The organism is Franconibacter pulveris (genome assembly GCF_056780215.1).
In genome coordinates, this window is the sequence record NZ_CM165555.1 from 307,486 (window position 1) to 325,351 (window position 17,866).

General features: G+C 56.3%; 11 protein-coding genes and 2 rRNA genes. 8 read left to right on the forward strand and 5 right to left on the reverse strand.

The annotated features are described in order from the left end of the window. Positions 1-155: 155 nt before the first annotated feature. The 3 genes from ACU4F7_RS01560 (at position 156) to ACU4F7_RS01570 (ending at position 3,838) form a co-directional block, all read left to right on the forward strand. Positions 156-3,060, forward strand: a 23S ribosomal RNA gene (locus ACU4F7_RS01560). A gap of 91 nt (positions 3,061-3,151) precedes the next feature. Beyond that, positions 3,152-3,267, forward strand: a 5S ribosomal RNA gene (rrf, locus tag ACU4F7_RS01565). A 175-nt stretch (positions 3,268-3,442) separates the two neighbouring features. Continuing rightward, entirely contained in the window at positions 3,443-3,838 is a 396-nt protein-coding gene (locus tag ACU4F7_RS01570; protein ID WP_481637894.1) for a YjaA family stress response protein, read from the forward strand. Here the strand turns inward: ACU4F7_RS01570 and ACU4F7_RS01575 are convergent. Beyond that, on the reverse strand, positions 3,829-4,269 hold the full coding sequence (locus ACU4F7_RS01575) for an acetyltransferase (protein ID WP_481637895.1): 441 nt from the start codon (positions 4,267-4,269) through the stop codon (positions 3,829-3,831). The genes ACU4F7_RS01570 and ACU4F7_RS01575 overlap by 10 nt on opposite strands. A 157-nt stretch (positions 4,270-4,426) precedes the next feature. Between ACU4F7_RS01575 and metA the strand changes: the two genes are divergently transcribed. The 4 genes from metA (at position 4,427) to aceK (ending at position 10,514) form a co-directional block, all read left to right on the forward strand. After that, complete coding sequence (metA, locus tag ACU4F7_RS01580; protein ID WP_024557349.1) at positions 4,427-5,356, forward strand: homoserine O-acetyltransferase MetA; 930 nt, start codon at positions 4,427-4,429, stop codon at positions 5,354-5,356. Positions 5,357-5,604: 248 nt separating this feature from the next. Next, positions 5,605-7,203, forward strand: a complete 1,599-nt coding sequence (gene aceB, locus ACU4F7_RS01585; RefSeq protein WP_481637896.1) for a malate synthase A — start codon at positions 5,605-5,607, stop codon at positions 7,201-7,203. 35 nt (positions 7,204-7,238) lie between these two features. Then, a complete protein-coding gene (gene aceA, locus ACU4F7_RS01590; RefSeq protein ID WP_029593194.1) occupies positions 7,239-8,546 on the forward strand; it encodes an isocitrate lyase in 1,308 nt (435 codons plus the stop codon). Between the two features lie 225 nt (positions 8,547-8,771). Continuing rightward, positions 8,772-10,514, forward strand: coding sequence for a bifunctional isocitrate dehydrogenase kinase/phosphatase (aceK, locus tag ACU4F7_RS01595; RefSeq protein ID WP_481637897.1), 1,743 nt, complete (start codon positions 8,772-8,774; stop codon positions 10,512-10,514). Positions 10,515-10,516: 2 nt separating this feature from the next. Here the strand turns inward: aceK and ACU4F7_RS01600 are convergent, their stop codons facing one another. The 4 genes from ACU4F7_RS01600 to iclR are packed head-to-tail and all read right to left on the reverse strand — an operon-like array spanning position 10,517 to position 13,633. Further along, a complete protein-coding gene (locus ACU4F7_RS01600) occupies positions 10,517-11,449 on the reverse strand; it encodes a phosphatidate cytidylyltransferase (RefSeq protein WP_481637898.1) in 933 nt (310 codons plus the stop codon). Then, positions 11,442-12,089: a lysophospholipid acyltransferase family protein gene (locus ACU4F7_RS01605; protein ID WP_481637899.1), complete on the reverse strand. Its 648-nt coding sequence runs from the start codon at positions 12,087-12,089 to the stop codon at positions 11,442-11,444. Before ACU4F7_RS01605 ends, ACU4F7_RS01600 begins: the two co-directional genes overlap by 8 nt. Beyond that, positions 12,089-12,748 (reverse strand): CDP-alcohol phosphatidyltransferase family protein, encoded by a 660-nt coding sequence (locus ACU4F7_RS01610; RefSeq protein WP_481637900.1) that lies wholly within the window; start codon positions 12,746-12,748, stop codon positions 12,089-12,091. Before ACU4F7_RS01610 ends, ACU4F7_RS01605 begins: the two co-directional genes overlap by 1 nt. Before the next feature lie 54 nt (positions 12,749-12,802). Next, on the reverse strand, positions 12,803-13,633 hold the full coding sequence (iclR, locus tag ACU4F7_RS01615) for a glyoxylate bypass operon transcriptional repressor IclR (RefSeq protein WP_481637901.1): 831 nt from the start codon (positions 13,631-13,633) through the stop codon (positions 12,803-12,805). Positions 13,634-13,825: 192 nt separating this feature from the next. On the opposite strand from iclR, the gene metH reads away from it, so the two are divergent. Further along, entirely contained in the window at positions 13,826-17,509 is a 3,684-nt protein-coding gene (gene metH / locus ACU4F7_RS01620; protein ID WP_481637902.1) for a methionine synthase, read from the forward strand. Positions 17,510-17,866: the final 357 nt, after the last annotated feature.

The window sequence follows — 17,866 nt, forward strand, 5'->3', positions numbered from 1 at the left end:
CGAAGTATTTGCTCTTTAACAATCCGGAACAAGCTGAAAATTGAAACGACATGTCGTCGCATTCCTCCGTAATAAGGAATGACGCACGATATGTTCGAGTCTCTCAAATGCTTGCAGCACGATGATGATTCTCAGGAAACATCTTCGGGTTGTGAGGTTAAGCGACTAAGCGTACACGGTGGATGCCCTGGCAGTCAGAGGCGATGAAGGACGTGCTAATCTGCGAAAAGCGTCGGTAAGCTGATATGAGGCGTTATAACCGACGATGTCCGAATGGGGAAACCCAGTGCAATCCGTTGCACTATCGTTAGCTGAATACATAGGCTAACGAGGCGAACCGGGGGAACTGAAACATCTAAGTACCCCGAGGAAAAGAAATCAACCGAGATTCCCCCAGTAGCGGCGAGCGAACGGGGAACAGCCCAGAGCCTGAATCAGCTTGTGTGTCAGTGGAAGCGTCTGGAAAGTCGCACGATACAGGGTGAAAGTCCCGTACACGAAGGCACACAGGCTGTGAGCTCGATGAGTAGGGCGGGACACGTGATATCCTGTCTGAAGATGGGGGGACCATCCTCCAAGGCTAAATACTCCTGACTGACCGATAGTGAACCAGTACCGTGAGGGAAAGGCGAAAAGAACCCCGGCGAGGGGAGTGAAACAGAACCTGAAACCGTGTACGTACAAGCAGTGGGAGCCTTCGTAAGAGGGTGACTGCGTACCTTTTGTATAATGGGTCAGCGACTTATATTCTGTAGCAAGGTTAACCGTATAGGGGAGCCGAAGGGAAACCGAGTCTTAACCGGGCGTTAAGTTGCAGGGTATAGACCCGAAACCCGGTGATCTAGCCATGGGCAGGTTGAAGGTTGGGTAACACTAACTGGAGGACCGAACCGACTAATGTTGAAAAATTAGCGGATGACCTGTGGCTGGGGGTGAAAGGCCAATCAAACCGGGAGATAGCTGGTTCTCCCCGAAAGCTATTTAGGTAGCGCCTCGTGAACTCATCTCCGGGGGTAGAGCACTGTTTCGGCTAGGGGGCCATCCCGGCTTACCAACCCGATGCAAACTGCGAATACCGGAGAATGTTATCACGGGAGACACACGGCGGGTGCTAACGTCCGTCGTGAAGAGGGAAACAACCCAGACCGCCAGCTAAGGTCCCAAAGTCATGGTTAAGTGGGAAACGATGTGGGAAGGCCCAGACAGCCAGGATGTTGGCTTAGAAGCAGCCATCATTTAAAGAAAGCGTAATAGCTCACTGGTCGAGTCGGCCTGCGCGGAAGATGTAACGGGGCTAAACCATGCACCGAAGCTGCGGCAGCAACACTGTGTGTTGTTGGGTAGGGGAGCGTTCTGTAAGCCGTCGAAGGTGGACTGTGAGGTCTGCTGGAGGTATCAGAAGTGCGAATGCTGACATAAGTAACGATAAAGCGGGTGAAAAGCCCGCTCGCCGGAAGACCAAGGGTTCCTGTCCAACGTTAATCGGGGCAGGGTGAGTCGACCCCTAAGGCGAGGCCGAAAGGCGTAGTCGATGGGAAACAGGTTAATATTCCTGTACTTGGTGTTACTGCGAAGGGGGGACGGAGAAGGCTATGTTGGCCGGGCGACGGTTGTCCCGGTTTAAGCGTGTAGGTGGGTGTTCCAGGTAAATCCGGTTCACTTTAACACTGAGGCGTGATGACGAGGCACCACGGTGCTGAAGCAACAAATGCCCTGCTTCCAGGAAAAGCCTCTAAGCATCAGGTAACACGAAATCGTACCCCAAACCGACACAGGTGGTCAGGTAGAGAATACCAAGGCGCTTGAGAGAACTCGGGTGAAGGAACTAGGCAAAATGGTGCCGTAACTTCGGGAGAAGGCACGCTGGTGCGTAGGTGAAGCGACTTGCTCGCGGAGCTGAAACCAGTCGAAGATACCAGCTGGCTGCAACTGTTTATTAAAAACACAGCACTGTGCAAACACGAAAGTGGACGTATACGGTGTGACGCCTGCCCGGTGCCGGAAGGTTAATTGATGGGGTTATCGCAAGAGAAGCTCCTGATCGAAGCCCCGGTAAACGGCGGCCGTAACTATAACGGTCCTAAGGTAGCGAAATTCCTTGTCGGGTAAGTTCCGACCTGCACGAATGGCGTAATGATGGCCAGGCTGTCTCCACCCGAGACTCAGTGAAATTGAACTCGCTGTGAAGATGCAGTGTACCCGCGGCAAGACGGAAAGACCCCGTGAACCTTTACTACAGCTTGACACTGAACATTGAGCCTTGATGTGTAGGATAGGTGGGAGGCTTTGAAGCGTGGACGCCAGTCTGCGTGGAGCCAACCTTGAAATACCACCCTTTAATGTTTGATGTTCTAACCTGGCGCCGTGATCCGGCGTGGGGACAGTGTCTGGTGGGTAGTTTGACTGGGGCGGTCTCCTCCCAAAGTGTAACGGAGGAGTACGAAGGTCAGCTAATCCTGGTCGGACATCAGGAGGTTAGTGCAATGGCATAAGCTGGCTTGACTGCGAGAGTGACGGCTCGAGCAGGTGCGAAAGCAGGTCATAGTGATCCGGTGGTTCTGTATGGAAGGGCCATCGCTCAACGGATAAAAGGTACTCCGGGGATAACAGGCTGATACCGCCCAAGAGTTCATATCGACGGCGGTGTTTGGCACCTCGATGTCGGCTCATCACATCCTGGGGCTGAAGTAGGTCCCAAGGGTATGGCTGTTCGCCATTTAAAGTGGTACGCGAGCTGGGTTTAGAACGTCGTGAGACAGTTCGGTCCCTATCTGCCGTGGGCGCTGGAGAATTGAGGGGGGTTGCTCCTAGTACGAGAGGACCGGAGTGAACGCATCACTGGTGTTCGGGTTGTCATGCCAATGGCACTGCCCGGTAGCTAAATGCGGAAGAGATAAGTGCTGAAAGCATCTAAGCACGAAACTTGCCCCGAGATGAGTTCTCCCTGAGACTTTGAGTCTCCTGAAGGAACGTTGAAGACGACGACGTTGATAGGCCGGGTGTGTAAGCGCAGCGATGCGTTGAGCTAACCGGTACTAATGAACCGTGAGGCTTAACCTTACAACGCCGAAGATGTTTTGGCGTGCATTTGAGAAATTCAGCTTGTGACGGATAACCACTCATGGCGCAAGCGGTGAGTGAACAGAATCTGCCTGGCGGCCGTAGCGCGGTGGTCCCACCTGACCCCATGCCGAACTCAGAAGTGAAACGCCGTAGCGCCGATGGTAGTGTGGGGTCTCCCCATGCGAGAGTAGGGAACTGCCAGGCATCAAACAGGTGAAAAGCCCATCCTCACGGATGGGCTTTTTGCTTTTCAGCGGTACAGCCACGCCTTTTCCTGCCTCTATACTCACGCCTGATAAATCAACAAAACTTCGCACATTGCCCTGTTGCCCGATACAATCATCACCTTTAATTAAAAAGAATAAAGCAGGGCAGCTTTATGAATATCCTGTACGTCACCATTCGTAAAAATCGTATGAGTCTGCGCGATCTTGATACCGGACGGGAAGCGGTGGGTCATGGCTCATTCAGTAACCAGCGTATCCTTATCGGCGCCTTCTTCGCTGCAGAAAAAGTTTTACGGGACCTGATTGAGCAGGTTAAGCCACAAGGCCTGCTGGACCGGTTTGTCCGCCGCCGACGATACGACATCGTTATCGACGCGCTGGAGCTTAACGAGGGCGGGTTGTCACAGGTTGAGGAGCGCGCCATCATGGAAATGGCAGCCGGCGCATCGGCTATGCGATATCGTCAAATGGTGGTAGCCTGCGCTGTGCAGTCGCGAACTGACGATGCCGTGCGAGCGTTGCTTGCGCAAAGCACAAATCAGCGCTGATAGCGAAGGTGCAGCAGAGGATATGGCCTGCCTTCGCTGTCTCTTTCGCTGCGTCCCGTAATGTTGAATCCCATATTCTGATAAAAAACGACTGCCTGCGCGTTCTGTTCATTAACGTCGGTTGTCAGTTCAGGGGCATAAGAAAGCGCATGGGCAATCAGCATACGACCCACGCCCTTGCCGCGAAAATCCGGATCGACGAATAACGCGTGCATATGCGCTCCTGATAACAGCATAAAAGCCACAGGGGCGTCATCGGACGTAACGGCGACCCAAAGCGGAGCGTCCGGCAGAAATGCCCGCACCTGTTTTTCGATTTCGATACGATCTGCAGGCTGCAAAAAAGTATGGGTAGCATCGACCGAACGACACCAGATATCACCCAGTGCTTTTCCTTCATCACGCCGGGCACGGCGTATCGTTATGCTCATCGCGAGCTCCTTCTTATTGCGTTTTTGTTCTAAGCTTTCCCGGTTCTTGAAACTTTCTCACCTTCAGCATGCAGGCTCGACATTCACGTCGAACCTGGTTATTGTCAGCTATCTGGATGTCTAAACGTTTAAACGTATGCAGTGAGGAAATAAGGTTATGCCTATTCGGGTACCTGATGAGTTACCAGCCGTCAATTTTCTGCGTCAGGAAAATGTCTTTGTGATGACCACATCACGCGCCATTAATCAGGAGATCCGTCCGCTTAAGGTCCTGATACTCAACCTGATGCCGAAAAAAATTGAGACGGAAAACCAGTTCCTGCGTTTACTCTCAAACTCCCCGTTGCAGCTGGATATTCAACTTTTGCGCATCGACAGCCGCGAGTCCCGCAACACGCCCGCTGAGCATCTGAATAACTTTTACTGTAACTTTGAAGATATTTGCGATCAGAACTTTGACGGGCTTATCGTCACCGGCGCGCCGTTGGGCCTGGTTGAGTTTAATGACGTCGCCTATTGGCCGCAAATCCAGCAGGTGCTGGAGTGGGCGAAAGATCACGTTACGTCGACGCTGTTTGTCTGCTGGGCGGTTCAGGCGGCGTTGAATATCCTTTACGGTATCCCAAAGCAGACCCGTAAAGAGAAGCTGTCTGGCGTTTATGAGCACCACATCACCCAGCCTCATGCGCTGCTGACGAAAGGTTTTGATGATACGTTTCTGGCGCCGCATTCGCGCTACGCGGATTTTCCGGCCTCGCTTATTCGCGATTATACCGACCTCGATATTCTTGCCGAATCGGAAGAGGGGGACGCTTACCTGTTCGCCAGCAAAGACAAACGCATCGCCTTTGTTACCGGCCATCCGGAATATGACGCTAATACGCTTGCGAGCGAGTATTTCCGCGACGTCGAAGCGGGCCTGGACCCGCAGGTGCCTTACAACTACTTCCCGAACAACGATCCGCAAAACAAACCTCGCGCAACATGGCGTAGCCATGGAAATTTACTCTTTACGAACTGGCTTAATTACTTCGTCTACCAGATCACGCCATACGATCTTCGTCATATGAATCCCACGCTGGATTAAGCGATTCAGCTTCCCATAACAGGCGCCTGCGGGCGCCTTTTTTGTTTTAAAAACCCATCCAATTGCCCAATAAATTTTAAATTCATTAAAATCAGTAGTTTATATTGATTTTAAATTAAAAATGGAAATTGTTTTTGATTTTGAAAATGGTTTGATTACTCTTATTCCTGCTGAACGAAAAACGCACGCCTTTGGTTTCGTTCGCGATCGCGTCTTTCTTCCACGGATCAACAGAGAGGATCGCAGTCATGAATCAGCAAGCCACCACCACCGAACTGGCATTCAACCAGCCTCTTAGCGAGCGGGAACGGCAAATACTGACGCCTGAAGCCGTTGAGTTTTTAAGCGAACTGGTTGCCCGCTTTACGCCGCAGCGTAACAAGCTGTTAGCCGCCAGAACGCAGGTACAGCAGGAAATTGATGCCGGCAAACTGCCCGATTTTATTTCGGAAACGGCTTCCATAAGAGAAAGTGAATGGACTATTCGCGGTATTCCAGAGGACTTACAGGATCGCCGCGTTGAGATCACCGGCCCTGTAGAGCGCAAAATGGTGATCAATGCGCTAAACGCCAATGTGAAAGTATTCATGGCCGATTTTGAAGACTCGCTGGCGCCAAACTGGGAGAAAGTGATCGACGGGCAGATCAACCTGCGGGATGCGGTGAAAGGCACCATCACCTGGACCAGTGAAGCTGGCAAAATCTACCAACTGAAGCCCGAGCCTGCGGTGTTGATCTGCCGGGTGCGCGGCCTGCACCTCCCGGAAAAACATGTTACGTGGCGCGGTGAAGCGATCCCCGGCAGCCTGTTCGACTTCGCGCTCTATTTTTTCCACAACCACGAAACCCTGCTCGCCAAAGGCAGCGGCCCCTATTTCTACCTGCCGAAAACCCAGTCATGGCAGGAGGCCGCCTGGTGGAGCGAGGTTTTCAGCTATACCGAAGACCGCTTCAGCCTGCCGCGCGGCACCATCAAAGCAACCTTGTTAATCGAAACGCTGCCGGCGGTTTTCCAGATGGACGAGATCCTTTATGCGATGCGCGACCACATCGTGGGTCTTAACTGCGGCCGCTGGGATTACATTTTCAGCTACATCAAAACGCTCAGGAACCACCCGGACCGGGTGCTGCCGGACCGCCAGAGCGTGACGATGGATAAACCCTTCCTGAATGCGTATTCGCGGCTGCTGATTAAAACCTGCCACCGCCGCGGCGCTTTCGCGATGGGGGGTATGGCGGCGTTTATCCCGAGCAAAGATAGCCAGCGTAACGACTGGGTGCTGAATAAGGTCAAAGCGGATAAAGAGCTCGAAGCGAACAATGGCCACGACGGCACCTGGATTGCGCATCCCGGGCTCGGCGATACGGTGATGGCGGTCTTTGACAAGGCGCTGGGGGAAAACAAAAACCAGCTGCGCGTCACCCGGGAAGAAGATGCGCCCATTACTGCGCAAGCGCTGCTGGCGCCTTGCGAAGGCGAGCGTACAGAAGAGGGGATGCGCGCCAATATCCGCGTGGCGGTGCAGTACATCGAAGCCTGGATTTCAGGCAACGGCTGCGTGCCGATTTACGGCCTGATGGAAGACGCCGCGACGGCGGAGATCTCCCGTACCTCTATCTGGCAGTGGATCCACCATCAGAAAACCTTAAGCAACGGCAAGCTGGTGACCAAAGATCTCTTCCGCCAGATGCTCGCCGAAGAGATGCAGGTCATCCAGGAAGAGCTGGGCGAACAGCGCTTCAGCTATGGCCGCTTTGTAGAGGCCGCGCGCCTGATGGAGCAAATCACCACCTCGGACGAGCTTATCGACTTCCTCACGCTGCCAGGTTACCGCCTGCTGGCCTGACCCTACGCCACCCTACGAATAAGGAGCATCTGCCTATGAAAACGACACGTACCCAACAGATTGAGCAGTTAGAGCAGGAATGGCAACAACCGCGCTGGGAAGGGATCCGTCGTCCTTACAGCGCGCAGGAAGTGGTTAAGCTGCGCGGCTCGGTGAACCCGGAATGCACGCTGGCGCAGCTGGGCGCGGCGAAAATGTGGCGTTTGCTGCATGGCGAAGCGAAAAAAGGCTATATCAACAGCCTCGGCGCGTTGACCGGCGGCCAGGCGCTGCAACAGGCGAAAGCGGGTATTGAGGCGGTTTACCTTTCCGGCTGGCAGGTCGCGGCCGATGCTAACCTGGCGTCCAGCATGTACCCGGATCAATCGCTCTATCCGGCCAACTCCGTGCCTTCGGTCGTGGAGCGGATCAACAATACGTTTCGCCGCGCGGATCAGATCCAGTGGGCTGCTGGCATTGAGCCGGGCGATCCGCGCTATGTCGATTATTTCCTGCCGATCGTGGCGGATGCCGAAGCGGGATTTGGCGGCGTGCTGAACGCTTTTGAACTGATGAAATCAATGATCGAAGCGGGCGCGGCGGCGGTGCATTTTGAAGATCAGCTCGCCTCGGTGAAAAAGTGCGGTCATATGGGCGGGAAAGTGCTGGTGCCGACTCAGGAAGCTATTCAGAAGCTGGTGGCGGCGCGCCTGGCGGCAGATGTGATGGGCGTGCCGACGCTGTTAATCGCCCGCACCGACGCCGACGCGGCGGATCTGATTACCTCCGATTGCGACCCCTACGACAGTGAATTCATTACCGGCGAGCGCACCAGCGAAGGCTTTTACCGCACTCGTGCGGGCGTAGAGCAGGCTATCAGCCGGGGGCTGGCGTATGCCCCTTATGCCGACCTGGTATGGTGTGAAACGTCCACGCCCGATCTCGCTCAGGCCAGGCGCTTCGCCGAAGCGATTCATGCCCGTTTCCCCGGCAAGCTGCTCGCCTACAACTGCTCGCCTTCGTTTAACTGGCAGAAGAATCTGGATGATAAAACCATCGCCAGCTTCCAGCAGCAGCTGTCGGACATGGGCTACAAATACCAGTTCATCACGCTCGCGGGGATTCACAGCATGTGGTTCAACATGTTTGACCTGGCGCATGCCTATGCGCAGGGCGAAGGGATGAAGCACTACGTTGAGAAGGTGCAGCAGCCGGAATTCGCGGCCGGGAAAGAAGGATACACCTTCGTTTCGCATCAGCAGGAGGTGGGCACCGGCTATTTCGACAACGTGACCACCATTATCCAGGGCGGCGCGTCGTCCGTCACGGCGCTGACCGGCTCGACAGAGGAAGCGCAGTTCTAGCGGCAAACCCTCGCCCGGCCCTCTCCCTTAACGGGAGAGGGAAAAGGCGCGCTGACCTGTTCCCTCTTTCCGGTGGGAGAAGCGCGCAGAGCGGGTAAGCGCCAGCCGCCATGCTCTGTGGGCTCAGCTCAGTCGCTCCGCCTTTCCCTTCCTGGCAGGGGGCAGGACACGGCGCAAACAGGGCCGCAACGTTGTTTCTTTCATCTTCACACCAGGAGCCTGTCTATGTCGCGTGGACTGGAACTGCTTGTCGCTCAAACCATTCTGCAGGGCTTCGACGCCCAGTACGGGCGCTTTCTGGAGGTGACCTCCGGCGCGCAGCAGCGCTTCGAGCAGGCTGACTGGTACGCCGTCCAGCAGGCGATGAAAAGCCGTATCCACCTTTACGATCATCACGTTGGCCTGGTGGTGGAGCAGCTAAAGTGCATTACCGAGGGGAAAGGCGCTGACGCTGACTTTCTGCTGCGCGTTAAACAGCATTACACCGCGCTGTTGCCCGACTACCCGCGTTTCGAGATTGCCGAAAGCTTTTTCAACTCTGTCTATTGCCGGCTTTTCGACCATCGCTCGCTCAGCCCTGAACGGCTGTTTATCTTCAGCTCGCAGCCCGAACGGCGCTTTCGCACCATTCCCCGTCCGCTGGCGAAAGACTTCTATCCGCAGCAGGGATGGCGGGAATTGCTTACCACGCTGCTTAGCGATCTCCCGCTGCGCTTGCGCTGGCAAAACCTCGCGCGGGATGTGGGCTATATTATCGCGCACCTCACCGAAACCCTCGGGGCGCAGATGCTGCAAAACGCGCATTTGCAGGTGGCGAATGAGCTCTTCTACCGCAACAAGGCGGCCTGGCTGGTGGGCAAGCTGGTGCTGCCGGGCGGCACGCTGCCGTTTCTGCTGCCTATTCACCGCACGGAAGAGGGCGAATTGTTTGTTGACGCCTGCCTGACCACCAGCGCCGAGGCGAGCATCGTTTTCGGTTTCGCCCGCTCTTATTTTATGGTCTACGCGCCGCTGCCCGCCGCGCTGGTGGAGTGGCTGCGGGAGATCCTGCCGGGCAAAACCACCGCCGAGCTTTACATGGCGATAGGCTGCCAGAAGCACGGCAAAACTGAGAGCTACCGCGAATACCTCAACTACATCACCCGCACCGACGAGCAGTTTATTGAGGCGCCCGGCATTCGCGGCATGGTCATGCTGGTCTTCACGCTGCCGGGCTTTGATCGGGTATTTAAAGTGATTAAAGACCGCTTCGCGCCGCAGAAAGAGATGACCGAAGCGCACGTTCGCGCCTGCTATCAACTGGTAAAAGAGCATGATCGCGTCGGGCGGATGGCGGATACCCAGGAGTTTGAAAACTTCGTGCTGACGAAAAGCCAGATAAGCCCACCGCTGCTGGCGCTGCTGCAACAGGAAGCGCCGCGCAAGCTCACCGATCTGGGCGACAGGATAGTCATCAGCCATCTCTATATTGAGCGGCGTATGGTGCCGCTGAACCTGTGGCTGGAGCAGGCAAGCGGCCAGCAGCTGCGCGATGCGGTAGAGGAGTATGGCAACGCCATCCGGCAACTCGCCGCCGCGAATATCTTCCCGGGCGACATGCTGTTTAAAAATTTCGGCGTAACCCGCCACGGACGGGTAGTGTTCTATGACTACGACGAAATTTGCTATATGACCGAGGTGAATTTTCGGGATATCCCGCCGCCGCGCTATCCGGAAGATGAACTGAGCGCCGAGCCCTGGTACAGCGTAGCGCCGGGCGACGTTTTCCCCGAGGAGTTCCGCCACTGGCTTTGCGCCGACCCGCAAATCGGTCCGCTGTTTGAGGAGATGCACAGCGAGCTTTTCAGCGCAGCTTACTGGCAGTCGCTTCAGGCGCGCATTCGCGAAGGGCATGTGGAAGATGTTTACGCCTACCGCAGGCACCAGCGTTTTTGCATACGCTACGGCGTGCTGCGGCAGGCGGGATAACGTCAGGTGAAGTAATAACGCACCACGTGGAAGAAAACCGGCGCGGCGAAGCAGAGCGAATCGATGCGATCCATCATGCCGCCGTGCCCCTCCAGCATAGCACCGAAATCTTTAACCCCCCGATCGCGTTTGATAGCGGACATGCAAAGCCCGCCGGTGAAGCCCAGCAGTGTGATAAGCAGTGAGATGACAAAGGCTTGCAGAGGATTAAACGGCGTTATCCACCACAGCCCGGCGCCCACCAAACTTGCGCTTAAAATGCCGCCCACGAAGCCCTCCACCGTTTTGTTGGGACTAAGCTTCGGCACAATGGGGCGCTTGCCCCACAGTTTGCCGAAAACATACTGCAGCACATCGGAAATCTGCACCACAATCATCATGAACAGCACCAGCTTGATGTTCTCGCCCGCGTAGCCCGGAATGTCCAGCATTAACAGCGCGGGGGCATGGCTCACGCAGTAGACCGCCATCATCAGGCTCCACTGAATTTTGGCGCTGCGCTCAAGGAAGTGTCGGGTATCTCCAGCGACAGCGATGCGTGCCGGAATAAACAAAAAAGCATAGACCGGAATGAAAATGACAAACACGGCATACCACTGAATGCCGACCAGGAGATAATGGAGCGGGAAAATAATAAAGAAACACCAGAAGAGCGCTTCATGATCCCCGCGTCGGGTCGGCATTAGCGTGATACATTCGCGCAACGCAAAAAAGGACATCAACGCAAACAGCACCACCGAGCCGACAGGGCCAATCAGCATGGCAATAACCGAGACAGTACACATTAACCACCACGCGCGGATACGTGCGTTCAGGTTGGCAATGGTCTCATTCTGGTGGCGCAGCGACAGTAAAAAGCCTATAACGCTTGCCACCACTAACAACCCAAACAGCCCGCTCAGCAGCAGGGTAAGCTCGTGATCCATTTTAATCATTTGCCAGCGCCTCCAGCGCCGTTTTCGTCCGGGCTAAAAATGCCGTCTTTGTTTCATCATCAACCGGTGTGGGTTCAGGCAGGCCGAACGTTGCGGTACAAATCACCGGCACCACCAGACGCGAACCTTTCGGCAGCACACGGTTCATGTTCTCCAGCCATACCGGTACCAGCTGCGCCTGCGGCGCCCGTCGGGCAAGGTGATACAGCCCGCTTTTAAAGGCTGCCAGCGCTTCGCCGTCTCCCCGGGTGCCTTCGGGGAAAAAAATCAGCGAATCGCCTTTTTCCAGCGTTAATACCAGCGTCTCCAGTGGATCGCGTGCACTTTCCGCTTCTGCTTGCGGGCGGTTACGCTCCACCAGCACGACGTTAAAAATACGCGAGGCCAGATAACGGCGCAGCCACGTTTTCTGCCAGTAATCTGCCGCAGCGACCGGATGGGCCCGGTCGCGAAGCGCTTTTGGCAGGCTCGCCCAGATAACCAGCCCATCAAGGTGGCTGCTGTGGTTGGCGTAATAAATGGCAGGTCGGGTTTGATCCGGCGGCTGGTGCCAGAACGCTCTGACGCCGGTCAGCAGGCGGCAGAGGGTGACCAGCACGGCGCGCACCAGCGTTTTATCAGGTGAGAAAAAGCGGCTCATTACGCCTCCTGCTGTTGAAGCGCTTTTAAAATCGTACGGGTACGTCTGACGATGGTCCAGGCCGCGCCAAGCGCAATGATGGCCAGTGCGCCAAACAGCGAGACTTCTCCCCAGACGGGCAGCAATGCGCCAACAAGAGCAGCCGCGGTGAGCACCGCCATGCGGTGTTGCTTGGCCATCGGTCCGCTAAAACGCTGAGCGAGGCCGCATGTTCCGCCCAGCAAACGAACATAGGCGGTAAATAACGCCAACAGCGAGGCCGCCCACGCCAGCTCAGCGGCGCCGTTAAGCCGGGTAAGGCCATACCCGGTGCCGAGAAACAACACGGTATCGGAGATGCGGTCCGGGAGCTCGTTATAAATAGCGCCTGCCGGGCTGCGCAGGCCGCCTTCTACAGCGACCATGCCGTCAAGCAAGTTACAGATAAGCCGCCCCTGAATGCCTGCGGCGGCGATAAGCAGCAGCAGGCGCTGCATCCATAAAGATTCAAGCTGCCAGACAGCGATAAAACAGAGCGCGGAGAGCAGCGAGAAAACGATGCTAAACAGCGAAATGGCGTTTGGCGTACATCCCAAACGTTGCAGCGTTCGGGCAGCTGACGCCGCCCAGCGGGTATCGCGCGTTCTGACCGGACGGCGATCGTGAATATCCTTTTCCATAAAGACCCTTAAGTGAAAAATAATTTCGGGGGGTCATTATAAACTGTTTAAAAATTAACGCATTCCGCCGTAAGCCAGCGTCACCTCTTTCGCCGCTTTGATAACCAGCGCCCCCAGCTCCGTTACGCGGTCGTCGGTAATGCGCGAAACCGGGCCGGAGATGGAAATCGCGGCGAAGGCTTCATGATGCTCATCGTAAATACAGGCCGCCACGCAGCGCAGCCCCAGCGCATGCTCTTCGTCATCGAAGGAGTAGCCGCGCTTGCGGGTCTGGGCCAAATCTTCTTTCAGATGCAACGGCGAAACCAGCGTCGCATGGGTGTAGGTGTGAAGCCCCTGGCGGTGCAGCAGGCTGGTCACCTCTTCGTCGCTTAGCTGCGATAAAAACGCCTTGCCCGCGCCGGAGGCGTGCATCGGCAGCTTACCGCCGATAGGGGCGGACATGCGCATCAGTTGGGTGCACTGCACCTGATCGATAATAATCGCCTGATGATCGCTTTTATCCAGTACCGCGAGGTTGACCGTTTCGCCGGAGCTCTCCATCAGCTTACGCAGAATGGGATGCACAATCGCCAGCAAATTGCGGCTTTGCAAAAAGCTGCTGCCGACCATAAAAGCGTGGGCGCCAATCGCCCAGTGCCCGAGGTCGCCAACCTGGCGCACGAAACCCAGTTGCTGCATCGTGGTGAGCAGACGGTGGGTGGTGGAGTTAGGCAAGCCTGCCTGCTGGGCAAGTTCCGTCAGCGCCACGCTGCCCTGCGATTCGGCGATCCATTCCAGTAACTTCAGCCCGCGCGTCAGCGACTGCACCTGACCGGTGGCCTGCGGCGCAGCGGCGGCGGCGCGGGGTTTCTTGCCGCGTTTAGCGGGAACAGCAGCGACCATGGCGGCCTCCTTTTCTGTATCGTGGAAATAATTTTCGTTTTATTTGGCGATAATGCAACCGTCGTACTACTCATCGGAGGAGTTGATAGTGAACATGTCTCAAGTTGCCGTCGCTCGCCTTTTCCGCCAGGGGGGATTATGCCAGTATGGTCTGCTGGCCTGTTGGGCCTTTATGTGTAGCCGGGAGTGAATGTGAGTAGCAAAGTTGAGAAGCTGCGTCAGCAGCTAGCCGAACGTATTCTGGTGCTCGATGGCGGCATGGGCACCATGATCCAGAGTTACCGTCTGGAAGAGCAGGATTACCGCGGCGAACGTTTCGCCGACTGGCCGTGTGACTTAAAGGGCAATAACGACCTTCTGGTGCTGACCAAACCAGAAACCATCGCCGCCATTCACTATGCCTATTTTGAAGCGGGCGCGGATATCGTTGAGACTAACACCTTTAACTCAACCACCATCGCGATGGCCGATTACCAGATGGAAGCGCTGTCGGCGGAAATCAACTTTGCAGCGGCGAAGCTCGCCCGCGCCTGCGCTGACGAGTGGACGGCCCGCACGCCGGAAAAACCGCGCTACGTCGCAGGCGTGCTCGGCCCGACCAACCGCACCGCCTCCATTTCACCGGACGTTAACGACCCGGCTTACCGCAACGTCACCTTCGACCAGCTGGTGGAAGCCTACCGTGAATCCACCCGGGCGCTGGTGGAAGGCGGTTCAGATCTGATCCTGATTGAAACGGTTTTCGACACCCTTAACGCCAAAGCCGCTATTTTCGCCGTGAAAGCTGAGTTCGACGCGCTGGGCGTCGAGCTGCCAGTCATGATCTCCGGCACCATTACCGACGCCTCCGGGCGCACCCTCTCGGGCCAGACGACGGAGGCGTTTTACAACTCGCTGCGCCATGCGGACGCGCTCTCCTTCGGCCTTAACTGCGCGCTGGGGCCGGATGAGCTGCGTCAGTATGTGGCGGAGCTTTCCCGCATTGCGGAATGCTACGTGACGGCGCACCCCAACGCCGGCCTGCCGAACGCCTTTGGCGAATATGATTTAGATGCCGACGTCATGGCCGGGCAAATCCGCGAATGGGCGGAGTCGGGCTTTCTGAATATCGTCGGCGGCTGCTGCGGCACCACGCCGGCGCACATCGCCGCCATGAGCCGCGCGGTGGAAGGGTTGCCGCCGCGCAAGCTGCCAGAGATTCCGGTCGCCTGCCGCCTGGCGGGTCTGGAGCCGCTCAATATCGGCGACGATTCGCTGTTTGTGAACGTCGGCGAGCGCACCAACGTAACCGGCTCCGCTAAATTCAAGCGCCTTATCAAAGAAGAGAAGTACAGCGAAGCGCTGGATGTGGCGCGCCAGCAGGTCGAAAACGGCGCGCAGATAATCGACATCAACATGGATGAGGGGATGCTCGACGCCGAAGCGGCGATGGTGCGTTTCCTCAACCTGATAGCCGGCGAACCGGATATCGCCCGCGTGCCGATTATGATCGACTCATCGAAATGGGAAGTCATTGAAAAGGGCCTCAAGTGCATTCAGGGCAAGGGCATCGTTAACTCTATCTCCATGAAAGAGGGCGTTGAAACCTTTATCCATCATGCGAAGCTGGTGCGCCGTTACGGCGCGGCGGTGGTGGTGATGGCCTTTGACGAAGTGGGCCAGGCGGATACCCGCGCGCGTAAAATCGAAATCTGCCGCCGGGCATACCAGATTCTTACTGAAGAGGTGGGCTTCCCGCCGGAAGATATTATTTTCGACCCGAACATCTTTGCGGTGGCGACGGGCATCGAAGAGCACAACAACTACGCGCAGGACTTTATCGGCGCCTGCGAGGACATAAAGCGTGAGCTGCCCCATGCGCTGATTTCCGGCGGCGTATCGAACGTGTCGTTTTCGTTTCGCGGCAACGACCCGGTGCGTGAAGCCATTCACGCGGTATTCCTCTATTACGCCATCCGCAACGGCATGGATATGGGGATCGTAAACGCCGGACAGCTGGCGATTTACGACGACCTGCCCGCTGAACTGCGCGACGCGGTAGAGGACGTTATTCTCAACCGCCGCGCCGACGGCACCGAGCGGCTGCTGGATCTGGCGGAAAAATACCGCGGCAGCAAAAGCGACGCGGCGGCAGACCCGCAGCAGGCCGAATGGCGCTCGTGGGACGTAAAAAAACGCCTTGAATATTCGCTGGTAAAAGGCATCACCGAGTTTATCGAGCAGGATACCGAGGAGGCGCGCCAGCAGGCGGCTCGTCCCATTGAGGTTATTGAAGGGCCGCTGATGGACGGGATGAACGTGGTCGGCGACCTCTTTGGCGAGGGTAAGATGTTCCTGCCGCAGGTGGTGAAATCCGCCCGCGTCATGAAACAGGCGGTGGCTTACCTTGAGCCGTACATTCAGGCCAGCAAAGAGGTCGGCAAAAGCAACGGCAAAATCGTTCTCGCCACGGTAAAAGGCGATGTGCACGACATCGGCAAAAATATCGTCGGCGTGGTGTTGCAGTGTAATAATTACGAAATCATCGATCTTGGTGTGATGGTGCCGATGGATAAAATCCTCAAAACCGCGCGCGAAGAAAAAGCCGATATCATCGGCCTTTCCGGGCTTATCACCCCGTCGCTCGATGAGATGGTGAACGTGGCGAAAGAGATGGAGCGCCAGGGCTTTACCCTGCCGCTGCTGATTGGCGGCGCGACCACCTCGAAAGCTCATACGGCGGTGAAAATCGAGCAGAACTACAGCGGGCCGACGGTCTATGTACAGAACGCCTCGCGCACCGTGGGCGTGGTTTCGTCGCTGCTTTCCGACACGCTGCGCGACAACTTTGTCGAACGTACCCGTAAGGAGTATGAAACCGTGCGTATCCAACATGGTCGTAAAAAGCCCCGTACTCCGCCGGTTACGCTTGCCGCGGCGCGGGAAAACGATCTCGCTTTCGACTGGGAGAGCTACACCCCGCCGGTGGCTCACCGACTGGGCGTGCAGGAAGTGACCGCCAGCATCGAAACGCTGCGCAACTACATCGACTGGACGCCGTTCTTTATGACCTGGTCGCTTGCCGGCAAATACCCACGGATTCTCGAAGATGAAGTCGTAGGCGTTGAGGCGCAGCGCCTGTTTAAAGACGCCAACGACATGCTCGACATGCTGAGCGCGGAGAAATCGTTGAACCCGCGCGGCGTAGTAGGGCTCTTTCCGGCTAACCGCGTGCTGGACGACGTTGAAATCTACCGCGACGAAACGCGCACCCATGTGCTGGCGGTCAGCCATCATCTGCGCCAGCAGACAGAAAAAGTGGGCTTCGCCAACTACTGCCTCGCTGATTTCGTCGCCCCTAAACGCAGCGGCAAAGCGGACTACATCGGCGCTTTCGCTGTGACCGGCGGGCTTGAAGAAGACGCGCTGGCCGAAGCCTATGACGCGCAGCATGACGATTACAACAAAATCATGGTGAAAGCGGTGGCGGACCGCCTGGCGGAAGCGTTCGCCGAATACCTGCACGAGCGCGTGCGTAAAGTCTACTGGGGCTATGCGCCGAATGAGAACCTCAGCAACGAGGAGCTTATCCGCGAAAACTACCAGGGCATCCGCCCGGCGCCTGGCTATCCGGCCTGCCCGGATCACACCGAAAAAGCGGTTATCTGGGCGCTGCTGGATGTGGAAACCCACATCGGCATGAAGCTGACCGAGTCCTACGCCATGTGGCCGGGGGCGTCGGTTTCCGGCTGGTACTTCAGCCACCCGGACAGCAAGTACTTCGCTGTCGCGCAAATCCAGCGCGACCAGGTGGAAGATTACGCACAGCGTAAAGGGATGAGCGCCACGGAAGTGGAACGCTGGCTTGCGCCTAACCTCGGATACGATGCGGATTAAATTGTATAAGCGCCAGAGCGGCATGACTGGCGCTTCTTATCGATAATCGAACGCGTACTGCATGGTGCAAGAAACCTGGCTGCATTTTTTTCCTCGTAAAATGTAGACCATCATAAATTTGTCATTTTTCCGCCCGCCGACGCGCCTTTGCGGCTATCCCGCCCGCTTTCCTGTGATTAAGCTCTTATACTCATTAAACGGTTTAAGCTAACGCCCTCGCCGTTGCGTACCTGCTTCGCAGGATGGGTAAGCGTAGCGCCCCAACCCTGAACTCGAGGGATCGTTTCGCTTATCCGTCTTACCTGTTTGCCTTTGCCGCAAGGGGAAGGTTTTCATTGCAAAATCGGTATCAAAGGA

Bases quoted from the DNA above. Each gene is read 5' to 3' on its own strand.
- ACU4F7_RS01570 (WP_481637894.1), top strand. From the start codon at position 3,443: ATGAATATCCTGTACGTCACCATTCGTAAAAATCGTATGAGTCTGCGC.
- ACU4F7_RS01575 (WP_481637895.1), bottom strand. From the start codon at position 4,269: ATGAGCATAACGATACGCCGTGCCCGGCGTGATGAAGGAAAAGCACTG.
- metA (WP_024557349.1), top strand. From the start codon at position 4,427: ATGCCTATTCGGGTACCTGATGAGTTACCAGCCGTCAATTTTCTGCGT.
- aceB (WP_481637896.1), top strand. From the start codon at position 5,605: ATGAATCAGCAAGCCACCACCACCGAACTGGCATTCAACCAGCCTCTT.
- aceA (WP_029593194.1), top strand. From the start codon at position 7,239: ATGAAAACGACACGTACCCAACAGATTGAGCAGTTAGAGCAGGAATGG.
- aceK (WP_481637897.1), top strand. From the start codon at position 8,772: ATGTCGCGTGGACTGGAACTGCTTGTCGCTCAAACCATTCTGCAGGGC.
- ACU4F7_RS01600 (WP_481637898.1), bottom strand. From the start codon at position 11,449: ATGATTAAAATGGATCACGAGCTTACCCTGCTGCTGAGCGGGCTGTTT.
- ACU4F7_RS01605 (WP_481637899.1), bottom strand. From the start codon at position 12,089: ATGAGCCGCTTTTTCTCACCTGATAAAACGCTGGTGCGCGCCGTGCTG.
- ACU4F7_RS01610 (WP_481637900.1), bottom strand. From the start codon at position 12,748: ATGGAAAAGGATATTCACGATCGCCGTCCGGTCAGAACGCGCGATACC.
- iclR (WP_481637901.1), bottom strand. From the start codon at position 13,633: ATGGTCGCTGCTGTTCCCGCTAAACGCGGCAAGAAACCCCGCGCCGCC.